This window comes from Nitrospirota bacterium, from assembly GCA_015233895.1.
Taxonomy (GTDB): Bacteria; Nitrospirota; Thermodesulfovibrionia; order Thermodesulfovibrionales; family Magnetobacteriaceae; genus Magnetomonas.
In genome coordinates this window covers 30,834-47,468 of sequence record JADFXG010000013.1, presented here as the reverse complement: position 1 = coordinate 47,468, position 16,635 = coordinate 30,834, and the positions used below count along the sequence as shown (strand labels likewise).

21 protein-coding genes are annotated in these 16,635 nt (G+C 41.5%); 5 read left to right on the top strand and 16 right to left on the bottom strand.

The genetic code is table 11. From position 1 onward, the window contains the following. The first annotated feature begins 114 nt into the window (after positions 1–114). The 3 genes from HQK88_10340 (at position 115) to HQK88_10330 (ending at position 3,471) form a co-directional block, all read left to right on the top strand. Positions 115–1,032, top strand: coding sequence for a hypothetical protein (locus HQK88_10340; GenBank protein ID MBF0617197.1), 918 nt, complete (start codon positions 115–117; stop codon positions 1,030–1,032). 30 nt (positions 1,033–1,062) lie between these two features. After that, positions 1,063–1,752 carry a hypothetical protein gene (locus HQK88_10335; protein MBF0617196.1) on the top strand — a complete coding sequence of 230 codons (690 nt, stop codon included), beginning with the start codon at positions 1,063–1,065 and terminating at the stop codon, positions 1,750–1,752. A 156-nt stretch (positions 1,753–1,908) separates the two neighbouring features. Further along, a complete protein-coding gene (locus tag HQK88_10330; protein ID MBF0617195.1) occupies positions 1,909–3,471 on the top strand; it encodes a HAMP domain-containing protein in 1,563 nt (520 codons plus the stop codon). 10 nt (positions 3,472–3,481) lie between these two features. On the opposite strand, the gene HQK88_10325 is transcribed toward HQK88_10330, so the two are convergent. The 9 genes from HQK88_10325 to HQK88_10285 all read right to left on the bottom strand — a co-directional run bounded on the left by HQK88_10325 (position 3,482) and on the right by HQK88_10285 (position 10,089). Beyond that, the gene (locus HQK88_10325; GenBank protein MBF0617194.1) at positions 3,482–4,186 is read right to left on the bottom strand and encodes a diacylglycerol kinase; all 705 of its coding nucleotides are present in this window, start codon (positions 4,184–4,186) and stop codon (positions 3,482–3,484) included. Beyond that, positions 4,152–4,508 carry an rRNA maturation RNase YbeY gene (ybeY, locus tag HQK88_10320; GenBank protein MBF0617193.1) on the bottom strand — a complete coding sequence of 119 codons (357 nt, stop codon included), beginning with the start codon at positions 4,506–4,508 and terminating at the stop codon, positions 4,152–4,154. Before ybeY ends, HQK88_10325 begins: the two co-directional genes overlap by 35 nt. Then, complete coding sequence (locus tag HQK88_10315; GenBank protein MBF0617192.1) at positions 4,489–6,048, bottom strand: HDIG domain-containing protein; 1,560 nt, start codon at positions 6,046–6,048, stop codon at positions 4,489–4,491. The genes ybeY and HQK88_10315 overlap by 20 nt, the downstream gene beginning before the upstream one ends. Continuing rightward, complete coding sequence (locus tag HQK88_10310; protein ID MBF0617191.1) at positions 6,035–6,940, bottom strand: PhoH family protein; 906 nt, start codon at positions 6,938–6,940, stop codon at positions 6,035–6,037. The genes HQK88_10315 and HQK88_10310 overlap by 14 nt, the downstream gene beginning before the upstream one ends. Before the next feature lie 32 nt (positions 6,941–6,972). Next, positions 6,973–7,728, bottom strand: coding sequence for an SPOR domain-containing protein (locus tag HQK88_10305; protein MBF0617190.1), 756 nt, complete (start codon positions 7,726–7,728; stop codon positions 6,973–6,975). Next, positions 7,725–8,738 carry a tRNA preQ1(34) S-adenosylmethionine ribosyltransferase-isomerase QueA gene (gene queA, locus HQK88_10300; GenBank protein MBF0617189.1) on the bottom strand — a complete coding sequence of 338 codons (1,014 nt, stop codon included), beginning with the start codon at positions 8,736–8,738 and terminating at the stop codon, positions 7,725–7,727. Before queA ends, HQK88_10305 begins: the two co-directional genes overlap by 4 nt. A 202-nt stretch (positions 8,739–8,940) precedes the next feature. Further along, positions 8,941–9,366 carry a YtxH domain-containing protein gene (locus tag HQK88_10295; GenBank protein MBF0617188.1) on the bottom strand — a complete coding sequence of 142 codons (426 nt, stop codon included), beginning with the start codon at positions 9,364–9,366 and terminating at the stop codon, positions 8,941–8,943. After that, positions 9,353–9,766, bottom strand: coding sequence for a hypothetical protein (locus tag HQK88_10290; protein MBF0617187.1), 414 nt, complete (start codon positions 9,764–9,766; stop codon positions 9,353–9,355). The genes HQK88_10295 and HQK88_10290 overlap by 14 nt, the downstream gene beginning before the upstream one ends. A gap of 26 nt (positions 9,767–9,792) precedes the next feature. Continuing rightward, on the bottom strand, positions 9,793–10,089 hold the full coding sequence (locus HQK88_10285; GenBank protein MBF0617186.1) for a YtxH domain-containing protein: 297 nt from the start codon (positions 10,087–10,089) through the stop codon (positions 9,793–9,795). A 328-nt stretch (positions 10,090–10,417) separates the two neighbouring features. Between HQK88_10285 and HQK88_10280 the strand changes: the two genes are divergently transcribed. Continuing rightward, positions 10,418–12,181, top strand: a complete 1,764-nt coding sequence (locus tag HQK88_10280; protein MBF0617185.1) for a M3 family oligoendopeptidase — start codon at positions 10,418–10,420, stop codon at positions 12,179–12,181. On the opposite strand, the gene HQK88_10275 is transcribed toward HQK88_10280, so the two are convergent. From HQK88_10275 to HQK88_10245, 7 genes are all read right to left on the bottom strand, one after another. Beyond that, positions 12,178–12,423, bottom strand: coding sequence for a hypothetical protein (locus tag HQK88_10275; GenBank protein MBF0617184.1), 246 nt, complete (start codon positions 12,421–12,423; stop codon positions 12,178–12,180). The two genes, HQK88_10280 and HQK88_10275, sit on opposite strands and share 4 nt — an antisense overlap. Positions 12,424–12,572: 149 nt before the next feature. Continuing rightward, a complete protein-coding gene (locus HQK88_10270) occupies positions 12,573–12,740 on the bottom strand; it encodes a hypothetical protein (protein MBF0617183.1) in 168 nt (55 codons plus the stop codon). A gap of 448 nt (positions 12,741–13,188) precedes the next feature. Continuing rightward, positions 13,189–13,365: a hypothetical protein gene (locus HQK88_10265; GenBank protein MBF0617182.1), complete on the bottom strand. Its 177-nt coding sequence runs from the start codon at positions 13,363–13,365 to the stop codon at positions 13,189–13,191. Continuing rightward, entirely contained in the window at positions 13,335–13,766 is a 432-nt protein-coding gene (locus HQK88_10260) for a cbb3-type cytochrome c oxidase subunit I (GenBank protein ID MBF0617181.1), read from the bottom strand. Before HQK88_10260 ends, HQK88_10265 begins: the two co-directional genes overlap by 31 nt. A gap of 46 nt (positions 13,767–13,812) precedes the next feature. Then, positions 13,813–13,977 (bottom strand): cbb3-type cytochrome c oxidase subunit II, encoded by a 165-nt coding sequence (locus HQK88_10255; GenBank protein ID MBF0617180.1) that lies wholly within the window; start codon positions 13,975–13,977, stop codon positions 13,813–13,815. Then, complete coding sequence (locus HQK88_10250; GenBank protein MBF0617179.1) at positions 13,978–14,163, bottom strand: hypothetical protein; 186 nt, start codon at positions 14,161–14,163, stop codon at positions 13,978–13,980. A 572-nt stretch (positions 14,164–14,735) separates the two neighbouring features. Further along, positions 14,736–15,461, bottom strand: coding sequence for an SUMF1/EgtB/PvdO family nonheme iron enzyme (locus tag HQK88_10245; GenBank protein ID MBF0617178.1), 726 nt, complete (start codon positions 15,459–15,461; stop codon positions 14,736–14,738). A gap of 198 nt (positions 15,462–15,659) precedes the next feature. Between HQK88_10245 and rfaE1 the strand changes: the two genes are divergently transcribed. Continuing rightward, a complete protein-coding gene (gene rfaE1 / locus HQK88_10240; GenBank protein MBF0617177.1) occupies positions 15,660–16,634 on the top strand; it encodes a D-glycero-beta-D-manno-heptose-7-phosphate kinase in 975 nt (324 codons plus the stop codon). The last annotated feature ends 1 nt before the right edge of the window (position 16,635 follow it).

Genomic DNA, 16,635 nt, shown 5'->3' with positions numbered 1-16,635 from the left:
GCTTGACAAATAAAATGTTGACTTCAGAGGCCAGCTTAGAGTACACTACTTCATACAATCTGAGTTCACTTTTTTAGGCTTTTTCAAAATAAGTTATATACGGAGGTAACTAAGATGGTGTTTACCTTGAAGAATTTTAGGAAATTCCGGCTTCTAAACATTTGTATATCCCTCTTTTTATTGATAATTATGTTTCCATCCACCTCGCATGCTGAATGGGCGGAATGGATAATAGATGCCAGCCTGTCTACCCAGTACAGGGATAATATAAATTATATATATATTCCTGATGAGAAAAGAGAAGATTTCGTGACAGCACCAGCTATTTCCCTTGGCAGATATTATCAGCTTGGTGAATATACAAGATTAAGGCTTACGTCCGATATATCCAGTGAGATATTTGGCAGATATCATAAGTTGGATAGCGTTGTTGCAGGGCCTTCATTTGTTTTAATACAAAAACTAGGTTTAGGCCACGAAATTCCCTGGATTTCCCTGAAGGGCTCAGCCTCATATCTAAGCGTAAGTGACAGTAACAGAGACAGCATGATATATACAGCCGGTATTAATGCCGGAAAATACTTTGGTGAGCGGATAGACTTGCAGGCAGGGTATCTGTTTACCGCAAGAAGGGGCAAAGACCTTAATGCTGCTGAACTGGGTGCCTCAGGCCGCGTTTTTGATCTCAACAACCAGAGGATTTCACTTATAGCAAACTTTCTTGTTGCTCCCCGTTTAGTTATCACTCCGGGTTATTTTTACAATACTGGTGATTTCCTCTCCTCAGCAGGTGCGGAGTATATCAGGGCTATTAAAAGGTTTTCTAAGGCAAACATTCTTGATGATGCTTATGGGGAAACCTTGTGGACATACAAGATGCACGGATTCTCCCATCAGCTTTTACTTGGAGCCAGCTATGCCCTGAGCGGACATTTATCTTTAAATACCGATTATTCACGTATTTTAGGACGTTCCAGTGGGTGGAATTATTATGAAAACATTGCAAAGTTTGCTATTATGTATAGTTTTTAAAAGAAGAGGTATATTACAATGAGAAATTGTATGAAAAAAAATAACTATTTTATGATTTTTACTGAGATAACCATTAGTTTTTTCTTTATTGTAGTTTTAGTATCCAACTGTTATGGCGCAAATCTGAAAGCGCTTGTTACCGATACTGAGGGCAAACCAGTAGAATTTGCAGTTGTAACAGCAACCCCCACTTCTTTTACTGTTAAAGAGTCAAAACCTCAGGTAACTGTTATTATTGACCAGGTTGACAAAGAATTTATAGACTATGTAACACCTATACAGGTTGGCACTACTGTGTCATTTCCCAATAATGATAAAATCCGCCATCACATTTACTCCTTTTCTCCTGCAAAAACATTTGAAATTCCCTTGTATCCCCCTGGTGTTAAAGCCGAAAACAAAGTGCTTTTTGACAAACCTGGTGTGGTAGTTATTGGATGTAATATTCACGACTGGATGAAAGCATATATCTATGTCCTGGAAACACCATATTTTGCAAGAAGCGATTCTCAAGGTAAAATGACCATAAATAATTTGCCGGATGGCCAATATGATGTAGCCATTTGGCATCCAAACCTGGATCCTAAGTCTCCGGGACAAACAATGAAGGTCTCCGTAGTTAATAACAAAGACACCAGTGTTAACTTTACACTGCACCTTACACATCAATGGAGCTCAAGGCGTGCCCCCGTATTAGGTGGGGTGGGACTTTATCACTAATATGACTTTTTTTTTCGCCGTTTTAACTCAAGAATTCTTTTCTTTATTTTAACCCTCCTTGGCTTTGTTCAGCTTGTTACTATAGTTTTTATAGATACTGTTACGATAGATAATGCTAAAACCCAGATTTATGAAAACCTCTCCATAGGTGGACGTGTGTTTATTGAACTTATGCTCAGAAGAGCCCGGCAGCTTGGACAGATGACCCATCTTCTTTCAATGGATTTTGCTTTTAAAAACGCTATTACAACCTCTGACCACGAAACAATCGTATCCGTACTTGAAAACTTGAAAATCCGCATAAATTCTCATCTGGTGATGCTCATATCCATGGATCACACTGTTTTGGCAAGTACGATGCACTCGGAAACTGTAAAAGATAATACGCGGGTGCCTGATACGTTGAATGAGGCGTTAACTGAGGCCGAAAACCATGGTGAGGCATCGGCAATTGTCACAATGGACGGAAAAACGTACCAGATTATTATAGTGCCTCTTCTTGCCCCAGACCCTATCGACTGGTTATGTACAGGATTTGTAATAGATGATGCTCTGCTTTCTGAGCTAAAAAATTTTATCTTAGCGGATGTAACCATTATAAATACGAGCCGGAAAGAGAACCAGCCTGTTATCGCATCAACTTTAACTAAACAAGACTCTCAAACCCTGCTTCAAACTATTTCTAACGTTGACATCAAAAAAGTAAAGACACTGGAGGTAAACTATGGAGGCGACAAATATGTTACGGCAATAACTACTTTGCATAATGCTAATGGTTACTCAATAATAACAGCTCTTCAGCGCTCACTAAACGATGTCCTCAAACCATTTTACAGGTTAAGAAGGGCTCTATACGTGTTTTTTGCTCTTACCTTGCTTCTTTCCATCCTTGCATCGTTACGCATAGCCAGAACTGTTACCAGGCCGGTAAGTATTCTTGTTGAAGGTGTAAGAAAAATCGCTAAAGGTATCTACACCCATCGGGTGGAAATCCGGCACAGGGACGAAATAGGTGAACTTGCCGAGGCCTTTAATAGCATGAGCATAGGGCTTGAGGAAAAGGAACTGGTGGCCGACTTACTCGGAAAGGTTGTTTCTGCCCCTATTGCCCATGAACTGCTTAAAAAGCAGGTCGAACTCGGCGGTGAGGAACGTGAGGTAACCATATTGTTTTCTGATATAAGAAATTTTACGACAATAAGCGAAAACCTTACGCCTAAGGAAACCCTTCGTCTCTTAAACATGTATATAACAGAGATGAGTGCTATAATAGAAAAATATGGCGGTGTCATAGATAAATACATAGGAGATGCCATCATGGCTCTGTATGGTGCTCCTATCGGCAACCCCGACGATACCGACAGGGCCCTTAACTCAGCTTTAGACATGGTGGAGGCTCTGAGCAGTTTAAACAAAGAAATTGAACAGATGGGCTTTTTGCCCCTTGACATAGGTATCGGGATAAACACAGACATTGTATTAGCAGGAAACATGGGCTCTAAGTCCAGGCTTAACTACACAGTAATAGGGGACGGTGTCAACGTTGCTTCAAGACTTGAGACGCTTACAAAAAATGAAGAGTTTAAAGCAAAAATTATCGTAAGCAGCGCTACCCTGATTAAATCCACAGGGGACTACTTAATACGTCCTTTAGGTTCTGTAGTTGTTAAGGGTAAAACAGAAAAGATAACTATTTATGCACTTGATGGCCGAAAATAACATTTTTGAATCATACATGGGAAAACAATCTAAAAAGCACATACGTAATTAAAGAACCAATTGTTGCGCCAATAAAAACCTCCCATTTAGTATGCACCCTTGTCGCAACCCTGCTTTGTGCTATCATAAGAGCTGCAAAAAGAGCAAACACTGAGGCAAGCAGATTTTTAGTTATAAGCGTGATAGATACCCAAATGGAAAAAGCAACAGCGGCATGGCCGCTTGTCATTCCACCCCTCAGCGGATGTCCACTTTTAGTGAGGGCTTTAATAATTACCACTAAAATAATAACAATTAACAAGGCAAGCACCGCAATATCGTTACCACCGTGAGTGGCAACAGTTAGTCCATTGTTAAAAAATGTGACCAGGTATGGAAACAAAATTATATAGCCTATAACTGCCGCTCCTACTGCAATGGTAAGTACAGCCCCTGCTGCAACGTCCTTTGCCACCCTTGCTAATTCATTTATCTCCGGTGACAGCAAATTCACCGTGGTCTCTATGCTTGTATTAATCAACTCAAGCGCAATGACTAACATGATTGTTACAGCAATAATAAGAAACTCGATTTTGGTTATACCAAGGACATAGCAAAATAGCAACACAAAAGCGGCAGCATACAGGTGATAGCGCAGGTGGCGCTGAGACTTTGCCGCACCTAATATACCCTCTATGGCATTATTGGCACTCTCCAGCCATCTTCTTAACGGCACTGAGCACTTCCTCTTCTTTTTTAAACATCTTTGCAGCCATTCTGGGGCTTTTTTCATGGTCATACCCTGCCAGATGCAAAAGCCCGTGAACTAACAGCCGGTCTATATGATCATGGGCTGCATCCAGTGAGGGATGTTCTATGTTTACAACAATATCGCCCAACAGATAGTCCATATCACCGGGCAGCTCTTTCAATGAATTATACTGTGGAAAGGACAACACATCGGTGGCAGTATTTTCCGCCCTGTACCGGTTGTTCATAATTTTCATCCTGCGGCTGCCGACAAATAATACGTCAAGCTCAGCCCTTTTTAAATTCAAGTACCTTAGCGCCAGTTTGAGGCGGCGTTTTATCGCCACTGTGTCTGTCTTTATCTTTTTGCTGAGATTCCTTATCGAGACCCTTATCTTTCTCACCCTCCCCAAACGTTGGTTTATTGAAATCAAACCCCGGATACTCTATTCTCTTATGAAGAATACCCAGAAGAATATATGTAAAACGCTCCTTGATAACATTTATATTTTTAAGAGTCAGATCACACTCATTCAACTGGCCATCCAGCAGCACGTTATTAATAATTTTATCAACAAGCCCTGAAACCCTTGCAGGTGTTGGCTCTTTAATCACTCTTGAGGCTGCCTCCACTGCGTCAGCTATCATTACAAGGGCTGCCACTCTGGTTTGTGGTTTTGGCCCGGGGTATCTGTAATCCTCCTCATCCGGTGGCTCCGCCTGTTCTTCTTTAGCTTTCTGATAAAAGTACATTATGATGTTAGTGCCGTGGTGTTGCGTTATAATGTCTTTTACAGGCTCTGGCAGCTTATACTCATCGGCCAGTTCAAGTCCCTCTTTAACATGAGAAATCAGTATCATGCTGCTCATATGAGGAGTGAGTTTTTCGTGTTTACTTATGGCGCTTGACTGGTTTTCGACAAAGTAGTCCGGCATCTTTATCTTGCCTATGTCGTGGTAATAAGCTGTGACTCTTGCCAAAAGCGGGTTGACCCCTATTTGCTCTGAGGCAGCCTCAACAAGGTTTCCCACAATCACGCTGTGATGATACGTGCCGGGGGCATTTATCATCAGGTTTTTCATAAGCGGCTGGTTTAAATCCAGAAGCTCTATCAAAGTTATGTCTGTGGTAATCTTAAACAGATACTCAAAAGTGGGTAGAACAATTGATACGTATGCCGATATGGTGATACCAGTTGTGGCGGCAAAAATCAGAGAATGAAAGGACTGAAATATGTCATCTCCGGCGCTTAGGAAAGCTACAATTGCTGCAGTGACAACATTTACAGCACTTATGTATAACCCGCCGCGCAATAAATCAGTGCGCCTCTTACACCGTATAACACTGAAAGCCGCAACGATGCTCCCCGCAAACACGTAAAATGTGTAGTACGGGTCTTGCTGCCAAATGCCAGATATTATGCTCATCACAAATGCAAACACTATGGCCGTGTGCGAATCAAACATTAAGGCAACCAGCATAGCCCCAGAGTGTACCGGTATTCCATAGGTCAGGGATTTTAGCTCCGGTATGCCAAAGCCCTTAACGAAGGTGAAAAGCACATACTCGGTTGCCCTGCTAAAAACCATAGTCATAAAAAACATTATTCCCAATAAAATAAGCATTTTACGCTGTTTTAGATATGACGGCTTATAGCGGAAAATATCTACAAACAATATTGAAAGGCTTATGGCAGTTATAAAAAAGACCCCGATAAAATGCTCAAGAACGAATGCTTTACTGATTAAAAGAGAAATTAATAAGGAAAGTACAGCTAAAAAAACCGAATTACTGACAGTTGTACCGCTTAGTAACAGTTTTTTATGTTTAATGTCAATGATTTTCATGCTTCTCATAAGCTTTTATGATTTCCTTTACCAGCCGATGCCTGACAACGTCCTTTTCGTTGAAATAAACAAATTCTATGCCGTCAATGCCTCGTAAAATAGTCTCTATTTCAACCAGGCCGGAGACCCTCTCACGGGGTAAATCCACCTGAGTCACATCCCCGGTTATAACCGTTCTTGACTCAGGACCCAGTCTTGTCAGATACATTTTCATCTGTTCAGATGTCGTATTCTGTGCCTCATCAAGTATAATAAAAGCATCCCGCAGAGTTCTCCCCCGCATATACGCAAGCGGCGCTATTTCAAGCACCCCGCGCTCAATCAGCAATGATACCCTGTCGGCGTCCATCATGTCAAACAGGGCGTCATAGAGGGGTCTGAGGTACGGATTAATTTTTTCGTGTATATCACCGGGAAGAAAACCCAGCTTCTCTCCAGCCTCAACAGCAGGCCTTGCCAGAATTATCCTGCTAACCTCTTTTTTCATATACGCTGCCACGGCCATTGCTACTGCAAGATACGTTTTCCCGGTCCCTGCCGGACCTATTCCCACCACTATGTCATTGTGTTTGATTGCCTCCACGTACTTTCTTTGGGTTTCAGTTTTGGGAATAACGTATTTTATCTTTGAAGGGACAGGAATTATTATATTTTTCAGGCTGCCTCCATTTGTGTTTAGATTCATAACAGCCTGTATTATGTCATTTGTTTTTAGATTAGGCCCCTCACGCTTCAGATCATAAATATCAAGAACAAGTTTTTCAGCAATTTTTGCTTTCTCAATATCGTCACTGTCAATGATGACAGTGCTGCCTCTTAGGCTTATCACAACCCCAAGAGAGTCTTGTATCAACTTGAACGCTCCCGATACTGCCCCGTTTAGTACATTCATGTCTTTTTCCGATTCAGCGCTAAGTTGTACGGTTATCGTGGTTCACCTCTTATGAAGGCTTTGAAGCCTTTTTTGCTGAGCCGTCCTAAGACTGCATTAGCCTCCGTCTGCGAACTGTAGTCGCCTACCCGTACCTTAAATAAAGTGACACCGTCTTTTATTGGAGTTTTTAGTATGTTTGCACTAAAACCTTTTCTCTTTAGGTCTTCCTGTACTTTTTCAGCTTCCAGTACATTTTTAAAAGCACCAACCTGTATGAAATACCTCTGTCCGTGTGCTGCCTCAGGCTGCTTTAACAGCTTTTCCGGAACTGGTTTTACCTTTGGCTGCGCAGTTTTTTTCACTGCTGCTTTTGGCTCTGGTTTTTGTTCCTGCCTGGGCGTCTGATGGACTTGCCGTTGGGGTTTTGGTGAGGGCTCATGTACTTCTGCCACGGGCTCTGTATAGGTTTCCTCGATGGCATGTGGAGTTTCAGTTAAGCCGGCTATTTTTTGCTGTTGTTGCTGGTGTTTTGTAGTCTCTGGTGCCGGGCGCTCCTGTTCTGTGGTTATATCAGGGGTGGGTGTTGCTACAGTGTGCGCTGTTTCCTCTTTAATCGTCTTAACCTCTGTAACTACAAATCCGCCTATCTTCTTAGCTGACTGCGGTATCTCACCACCAGAGAACTTCTTGCCGGCAAAAAAACCTATTATGAAACTGATTGATGAAAAAGAAATAATTATAGCTATCAATAGCCCCTTTCCCTCTATGAAGTTGTAATCGAATTTACCAAAAAAACCTAACTTCATAATAATAGCATAGCATCACCATATGAAAAAAATCTATATCCTGCACTAATTGCCTCGTTATAAGCGTTTAGCACATTATCTTTGCCGATAAAAGCGCTGACAAGAAAAAGCGGAGTAGAGCGCGGCAGATGAAAATTTGTAATTATCGCATCCGCTCCTTTAAACACATAGCCGGGGTAAATAAAAAATGAGGTTCTCCCTCTAAGTTTTCCATCTGTTGAGACATCTGCTTCATAAGTCCCTGACAATACGCTTTCAACTGCTCTGGTTACTGTGGTTCCCACATAGATAACCCTGCCGCCGTTGGCTTTCACACCAATTATATCATCTGTCAGCAATGAGTCCATCTCAAATGACTCCTCATCCATCCTGTGTGCCTCAACAAATTCAGTTTTCACAGGCCTGAAAGTACCAGTTCCCACGTGATGAGTTACGGCACGGATGGTTATGCCTTTGGTTTTGATGTCTGCAAGTAACTCATCAGTGAAATGAAGTCCTGCAGTTGGTGCAGCTATTGAGCCCTCGTGTTTTGCGTAAACACACTGGTAGCGCTCTCTGTCTGAGTCTTCTGGCAAGCGGTTGATATAGGGGGGCAGGGGCATAAGGCCGTTTTTAGAAATTAGTTCTTTAAGGATTTCAGGGCTTTGAAACTCTGCCTCTTTGCCCTCATAAACCCGGCACGTAAAACCGCCTTCAAAGTGCAGTATACCGCTGTATTTTCCTCTTGAAAGTATGCCATAACGGTCTCCGGAGGATTTTCCGGTTATAAGAATATCCAAAGTCTTGCCGTACTGAGTTTTACCGATTAGTCTTGCCGGAACTACTTTTGTTTCATTAAGAATCAGCATATCGCCGGAGTTAAAATAATCCGGTATCTTTTCAAATAAGTTATGTTTGATTGCGCCGTCTTTTTTTAACACCATAAGGCGGGATTTCTGTCTCTTAGCAGCTGGCCGCATAGCTATTAGCTGCACTGGCAAGTCGTAGTTGAAATCGGATGTGTTTAACATTAAAGGGGTTATGTGAGGCAAACCTTTTACCATGGGCAAAAACGCCCGTCACTTATTAACCTCCATCTGCGAATACGAATTGATATCACTTAAAAAAGCTTGACTCTAAATCGAAACTAAGTTTACTCTAACGCTGTTTCGTTTTTTTTCTTTTTGCGGCCCCTTCTCTTCACTACAGTTTCCTTGTTTGTGGTATCAGAGGCTAATCCTTTTTTTTTTCATCATTGTCAAATTTAGCAGCAATAACTTTTTTACCATCATCCAAAGTAGAGGAAATAGTGTTTTTAAAACCGCTTATTATTGTACTACCCATTTCAACGGCTTCATTCATCTTACCCTCAGCCTCCTTAGACAGCATTATTATATCGCTTTTCAACTGCTCAGGGACTTCTTTAAGCTCTGTTCTAAATTTTTCCAGCACACCCGGCAGTGTACCATCAACCTTCTTAACAACCGTGTTGATGCTATCAACCATACCAGAGTAGGTTTCCTTAATTTTCTCTCTCGTCTGTTTACCCGTCTGAGGGGCAACCACAAGACCTAACAAAGCGCCCGCCATGCTGCCAAGCACCGTTGCTACTGCTATAAAAGCAGATGAAACCCCCTTATTTTCCTCATTCTTGCTCATTTTGACCTCCTTTTTTCTTTATTCCTTTCATTAACATTTCTATTGCTTTTTTTAATAAAGCGAACAGGCCGGATGTTTGGGACATCAGATTAACAATATATCCGACCGAGTCCTTAAGTGCACCGGATAGTTTCCTGGCACCCTCTCCTAATTCCTTGAGTGCACCAACAAACTCTCTGAATCCGGCTATGACCTCATCTATTGTTTTAACTATATTGTTTGCTATTTTAACAGTTAGAGTGACCTCAGACATCAGGTTGGAAAGAGATGTATCCGTGGTTTTTATTAATCCTGTCAGTGAACCTATCATTCGGCTGATTTGAATCAGTATATGAACTAAAAACGGTACTAACACGGCAAGCAGCACAAAACAAAGCAATAAAAAGAGCTTCATATCCATACACTCACCCCTTACCAGAAATTAATTTAGTCATCAATATCATCAATACTGTCAACTGTGCTGTCAGTTACATTTTCCACAGCATTCTTAGCGGCGTCATCAATTGCCTTTATAAGCGTATCACCAACGTGTTCCACCAGCTCGTTAAACTTGTTTTTTATCGGATTAAACAAATCTCTTTGAATATCGGTAAGGGTCTTTTTTCTGTCCTCAGGACTTTGCGGCACAAGTAACAGAGCTGCCGTTGCCCCTATCAGTCCGCCCAGAAACGAACCTAAAAACACATATCTTTTTACGTTATGCCCTGCCTCATGTGTAACCATAACTGCCCTCCGCTTTTACAGATTTTAACCCAGACATTTTCCATTCAATCACGGATGCCTATTACGCAAACCCCAGCCACCTATAACTGTAAAAAACTATAACATTATTTTATTTATGTTGTCAATAATATTTTCATCCTCCAAAAATCCGGAAGACTGCAAAAAAAAGGCCCTAACTACGTCAGGGCCTGAGAGGAAGGTTTAGATGGAATGTACACTTTACTGTACAATATCATTCTTAACTTTGCAGTAACTTTCATCACCTCGTATTAAAATGTTAAAAGGTATATAATACAAGCAGTGCGAATATTGATTACTGAGGAGGTATCTGGCAGTGCAACAATATCAAAAGAGCCGGTGGGATTTGACTGAGCTTTTACCATCCGATAAAGAAGTCCAAAAGGTTTTTATAGAAATAGAGAACTGTGTGGCTCAGATTGAGTCAAAAAGAAACACGCTTAAAGCTGATATGAATGTCGGAGCTTTCCGGGAAATTCTGACATTAACAGAGAATTTTGCAACTGTTGCCGGAAAAATAACCGCTTACAGTGTTCTCAGATTCTCCGAGGATACTCAGGATACAGAGGCTCTTGCCATCATGGGAAATGTTGAGAATTTCCTGACTGATATGCAAAACCGGATACTGTTTTTCAGTCTGTGGTGGAAATCACTCACCGATGAGGAATCGGAGCGGCTTTTAGATTCCTCCGGCAATCTGAAATATTATCTTGAAAGACTGAGGCAGTTCAAAGAGCATACACTTACTGAGCCTGAGGAAAAAATAATCAACATAAAAGACACAAACGGCTCAGGCGCTTTGTTAACCCTCTACGACATGTTTACAAGCAAGTACGACTTTGTGATTGATGTGGATGGTAAGACAACGCACAACACCCGTGATGGCCTGATGGTTTATGTCAGAGACATGCGCCCGGAGATTCGTGAAAGAGCGTATAAGGAGCTTTTCAGAGTGTTTGGTAATGATGAAACAGTGCTTTCACAGATGTACGCTTACAGAGTAAGAGACTGGGCAAAGGAGCAAATTGGATTAAGGAAATTCAAAAGTCCTATAAATGTCCGCAATAAGTCAAACGACATACCGGATGACGTTATAGAGACCCTCCTTTCGGTATGTAAAGAGGATTCATACGTGTTTCATGATTATTTTAAATTAAAAGCAAAGTGGCTTAATCTGCCAAAACTTCGGCGATTTGACCTCTATGCTCCTATAAAGGCTGAGAGTAAGGAAAAAATTGATTATTCTCAAGCTGTTTCAATGGTGCTGGAAAGTTTTGCCGACTTTAGCCCGGAATTTGCTAAACTAGCGGGCTGTGTCTTTGATAAACAACACATTGATTCTGAGGACCGCACAGGTAAGCGCGGAGGAGCGTTTTGTTACGGAGTGCTCCCTGAGCTAACGCCCTGGGTGCTTCTTAACTACACTGGAGAGCCGCGTCAGGTAGCGACATTGGCACACGAGCTTGGACACGCCGTTCACTCGCTATTAGCGCAAAAGCACTCGGTGCTGACCTTCCATGCACCACTTCCCCTTGCTGAAACAGCCTCCGTGTTTTCCGAGATGCTGCTTACAGAGCGGCTGCTTGAAGAGGAAAAAGATGACGCCACACGCCGTCTAATCCTAAGCTCTGCCATTGACGACATGTATGCAACAGTGCTCAGGCAGGCTTTCTTTGTGATTTTTGAAAAAACCGCTCACGAAATGATTGAATATGGCGCCCCGGTTAACGAATTAAACCGCGTCTATATGGAACTTCTCAGAGAGCAGTTTGGTGACTCTGTTGATGTCTCAGATGATTTTCAGATTGAATGGATAACCATTCCACATATCTATCACACACCGTTTTACTGCTATGCTTATAGTTTTGGAGAGCTGCTCTCTCTTTCTCTGTATAAGAGATTTAAGGAGGTTGGCAGAGGATTTATTCCCAAAATTATAAAAATCCTCTCTTACGGGGGGTCAGCCTCACCGGATGTAATATTGAAAGAGGCAGGGATAGATATGAGAGATGCGCAGTTTTGGCACGGCGGCTTTACCTTTATTAAGGAAATGATTAACAGGGCTATGGGTTAATCTTTTTTATCGTCGCCAAACGTTAAACTAAACAGGCCGTTACTAACTCCTAACTCTTTATTACATGCCGTTATACATTCACCGCAGTTAACGCAACTGACGTCTTTTTTAGGCAGACGCGGTTTGACGTCCATAAAACATGCCTTTTCACATTGGCGGCAATCCGTGCATTTATGGAAATTCTTATGGTCAAACTTTAATTTTAGCGAAATTGGACTAAACCACCCAAATAACATCTGCATAAGGCCGGCTGCACACACATATCTGCAAAAGAAAAACAAAATAAACACTAACTGATACCAATTAGAGACCGTTGCAAAATTCCCAAAATGTGGGAAAAGTATTTCCCAATTAATACCGAGTAGCAGCCTAAAATATAATAATGATGAGATTACCACGTCGCTATCGCTCCTCGTAATGACGGATAGGTACGCCCACGCACAGCCCACGCCGCTATCGCTCCTCGTAATGACGGATAGGTACGCCCACGCACAGCCCACGTCGCTATCGCTCCTCGTAATGACGGATAGGTACGCCCACGCACAGCCCACGCCGTCATTGCGAACTCCCGCAGGGGGTGTGGCAATCTCATCCTTTTTCTATAACATTTTGTTATATTTTTGAACTCAACTTTGGTGTTATAATATTTTTGCAACGGTCTCAATTAGCTGTCAAAAAAGTAGATTAACAAAAAACGAATAAACCACAGATAAACACTGATGAACACAGATTATGATTATTTAATTTATCTGTATCCATCTGTGGTTAAAATTTTTTCTGACTGCAACTCGGTATGAGTTATTTTTCTTATAATTTTTAGTTTATTCATCAATACTTATAATATAAATTTGAATTGCTTAGCTATGAGGTATATCATAATGGTGTATAAAAGAGTTAAATATACACAAAAGGATTAAACCACAGATTAACACAGACATAAAAATCTGTGAAAATCTGCGCAATCTGTGGATGAAATTCTTTAAACCTCTCCTTACACTTTAATAGCCTTAGATAGTGGCTGGTTGTTTTACGGTTACCGGTTCTTTACCAATTTTAAAGAAGTCATAAACAAACATACATACGCCTATTATATATGTTACTCCAAAGACAGCTCTCCATATCCTGAACCATGTATTTAAGTTATTTTTAACGGTTACGTAGTCAAGCCCAAGGAGACGTTCCATGCTCCGGCTATTACCTCCCATGCGCCCTCAACCCAAAGGTGCACAACCCACCACCACCAGTACTGGTCCTTAACCATGCTGCTGGTGTAGAACATTCCCGGCAGATACATAAGAGTCAGAAACAACATTCCTCCTAACAGGGTGCCCATGATTCCAGTAATCTTCTTACTCTTAAACATAGTCATAGCGTTGTTGATAAGAAACAGGATTGCAGACACTGCGATCATAATATCGGCCCACCGCGGTGCTTCTATGTACTCACGTCCTTCATTTAAAATCAGTGTGCCAAATACTGTTATATTAGCCTGAGGGAATAATCCCATAATTATATAGCCAACAACTACGACAAGTACAGTTACAACGGTTGCCCAAACTGAAACTGTGCAAGTGGAATGCTCCACAGCTCACGCCCCGACTCCTCAGGCACCACATAATACGTTGCCACCATCAATCCGCAAGTTGATTCTTCTCATCATTTGAAAGCTGTGCATATGGTGGCATAACTGAATCAGGAGTAATTGATGACGGGTTATCGAGATGTTTTCTGTGCCATTGCGGATCAGGATGCCTTAAAGCAACGTGTGTTATATCAGAACCTGAAGTTCCTCCCACTCAGTTGATAATGTGACAAGAGGAGCAATTGTTCTTTTCGTAAGCCACATCGCCCGTACCTCCACCGGAGACCTTTAATCCAGGAACTGGTTTAGGCGGCCAGACGTTTGTGTCCACTTTAGAAGTCCACTCAAGGAATGCGATTAACGTATCGGCCTCATCATCGGTAATTCCCAAAACCGGCATAGCAGCCGAGGGATTAACTTTCTTTGGATTAACCAGGAACTTCTAAAGGTAAGATTTTGGATCCTTCTCGGTTATTTTTGTCATATCAGGCGCAAAGTAAGAGCCGTTACCAAAAATCGTGTGAAAACCAATTCAGTCATACTTGTGCCATATCTGCTTACCCAAATCCACCTCTTCAGTTATTTTTGGTGCTCTTGAATCAAGTTGAGAGAATGTGTTAACTGTCAAAATTACCAGCACAACAAAACATAGAAAACTGCCAAAGACGAACAGATTCCTTACGCGTTTGTTTCACATAAAAACTCACCTCTATGAATATTTTAACCCTTAATAAGGATCTGTACTGATCCTGATACTAACAGCTCTTTTTTTCACTGATTGTCTCTTATTAAGGGCTTGATATTCTATGATTCACATCATAACTTTACATTAATTTTAAGCAGGAAAGATAAATAAATAACGAACGAAAAAAAAAGATTCAAAGAGAGAGCTTTAATGGCAGATGAACACAGATTTATTTACTGGCCATAATCTGTGTCCATCCGTGTTTACTGAGGTTTATTAATTAGTTACTACTTCTTTTCAAGGACTAGACGAAAACCTATATCAGCAGCCCATGTTTTTGGCAATATTGGTTTACTGTAAGAACATGTTGCTCTTTCTGGGATAGAAGTCCAACTTCCACCTCGTGTAATACGTTTGTCAACATGGGGAGTGTCCGTCCACTCCGACACGTTTCCCAACATATCATACAATCCAAATTTGTTTGGCTCTTTGCTGCCTACCGGTGCTGTTAGCACAAAGCCATCTTCACAATTAACCATAATGAGACTCTCCTGTGGAAGGTATGGAAATACCTTAGCTCTATGCGTTTCATCCATGAGATTAGCATAACGACAGGCATCTTCACTCTTTTCCCAGTATGTGTCAATATCTGCTCCTGCTTTACAGGCAGTCTCCCACTCTTTTTCTGTTGGCAGTCTGTACTTCATCCCTGTCTTATGTGATAACCACTTTGCGAATTCCTCTGCATCATCAAAAGATACATACACCACGGGCTGTTTATCACCGTTTAAAGAGATTTCATGAAGCGCTTTGCTGTTGTGATTAGGTTTGAATTTTCTGTACTGTGCGTTTGTAACCTCATATTTACCAATATACAAGCCAGCACCTATTTTTACAAATTCCATTGATGTAACTCTGTCAGTATATGTCTCACCATATACGTCCTCTTTTAGTACCATTACAGCTGTCAAAGTGAAAGCCGCGAACATCAGAATGGTTACTATCCTTTTCATCAAACAACCTCCTTAACAAATAGTAGCATTCTCACGGATGGAGAATTTATTTACTAACATCATATTGAAACATATTTCAATAAATTAAGTCAAAATTGTAAGACAATTTAGTGTGATGGGTTATTTAAAAATTATTCTTATTGATTTAAAGAGGCCTCATGTTATATTATTTGTTTTCTGATGTCATTTGCGAGCATATTGGAAAGATTTAAGGACAGACACATTCTGGTCATAGGGGATATAATACTTGACCACTATGTGTGGGGTAAGGTGGAAAGGATATCTCCGGAGGCACCAGTGCCGGTTGTGGATGTAGAGAGGGAGAGTTATCTTCTTGGGGGGGCTGGCAATGTGGCAAACAATGTGGTTTCACTTGGGGCATCCGTAACAATATCCGGTGTCGCTGGCGATGATTACAACGAGGTTGTGTTATCGTCTCTGTTTAAAGAGCGCGGGATAAGCACTGCTGGTATATATCGTGATCAAAGACCGACAACGACAAAATCCCGTGTCATGGCACACGGCCAGCAGGTCGTGCGTTTTGACAAAGAGAACAGGGCTGCAATAGGCAAATCCGCTCTAAAACACATCACAGAGTATGTTGGCGATAATTTTGATAAATTTGACGGGATAATCATATCAGACTACAAAAAGGGCGTCATAACACAGGGTTTTATTAAGTTTCTTGTAGATAAGACCGCAGGTGAACATAAGTTTATATCTGCTGACCCCAAAGTTGGCCACTTTCAATACTACCATGGGCTTTCCCTGATTACTCCCAATAAAAAGGAGGCACAGGAGGGCTCAGGGATTACCATAGAAGACAAGCAATCACTGGAGCGAGCCGGCAAAAAACTCCTTAAAACCCTGAATCTTAACACTGTGCTGATTACCAGAGGCGATGAAGGGATGAGTCTTTTTTACGAAACGCAGGTTCACCACATTCCTACAGTGGCAAAAGCCGTCTATGACGTTACCGGTGCCGGAGATACTGTCATATCAGCATTTACGCTTGCTCATGTGTCAGGCGCTTCTTTAGTGGAAAGTGCTGTGATAGCTAATCATGCCGCAGGCATTGTGGTTGGCTTTGTAGGTACTGCTGTAACAACCGTTGATGCTGTGCTATCTTCACTAAACGACACTCATACCAATCCGGATTCAATAGCTAGGTAAC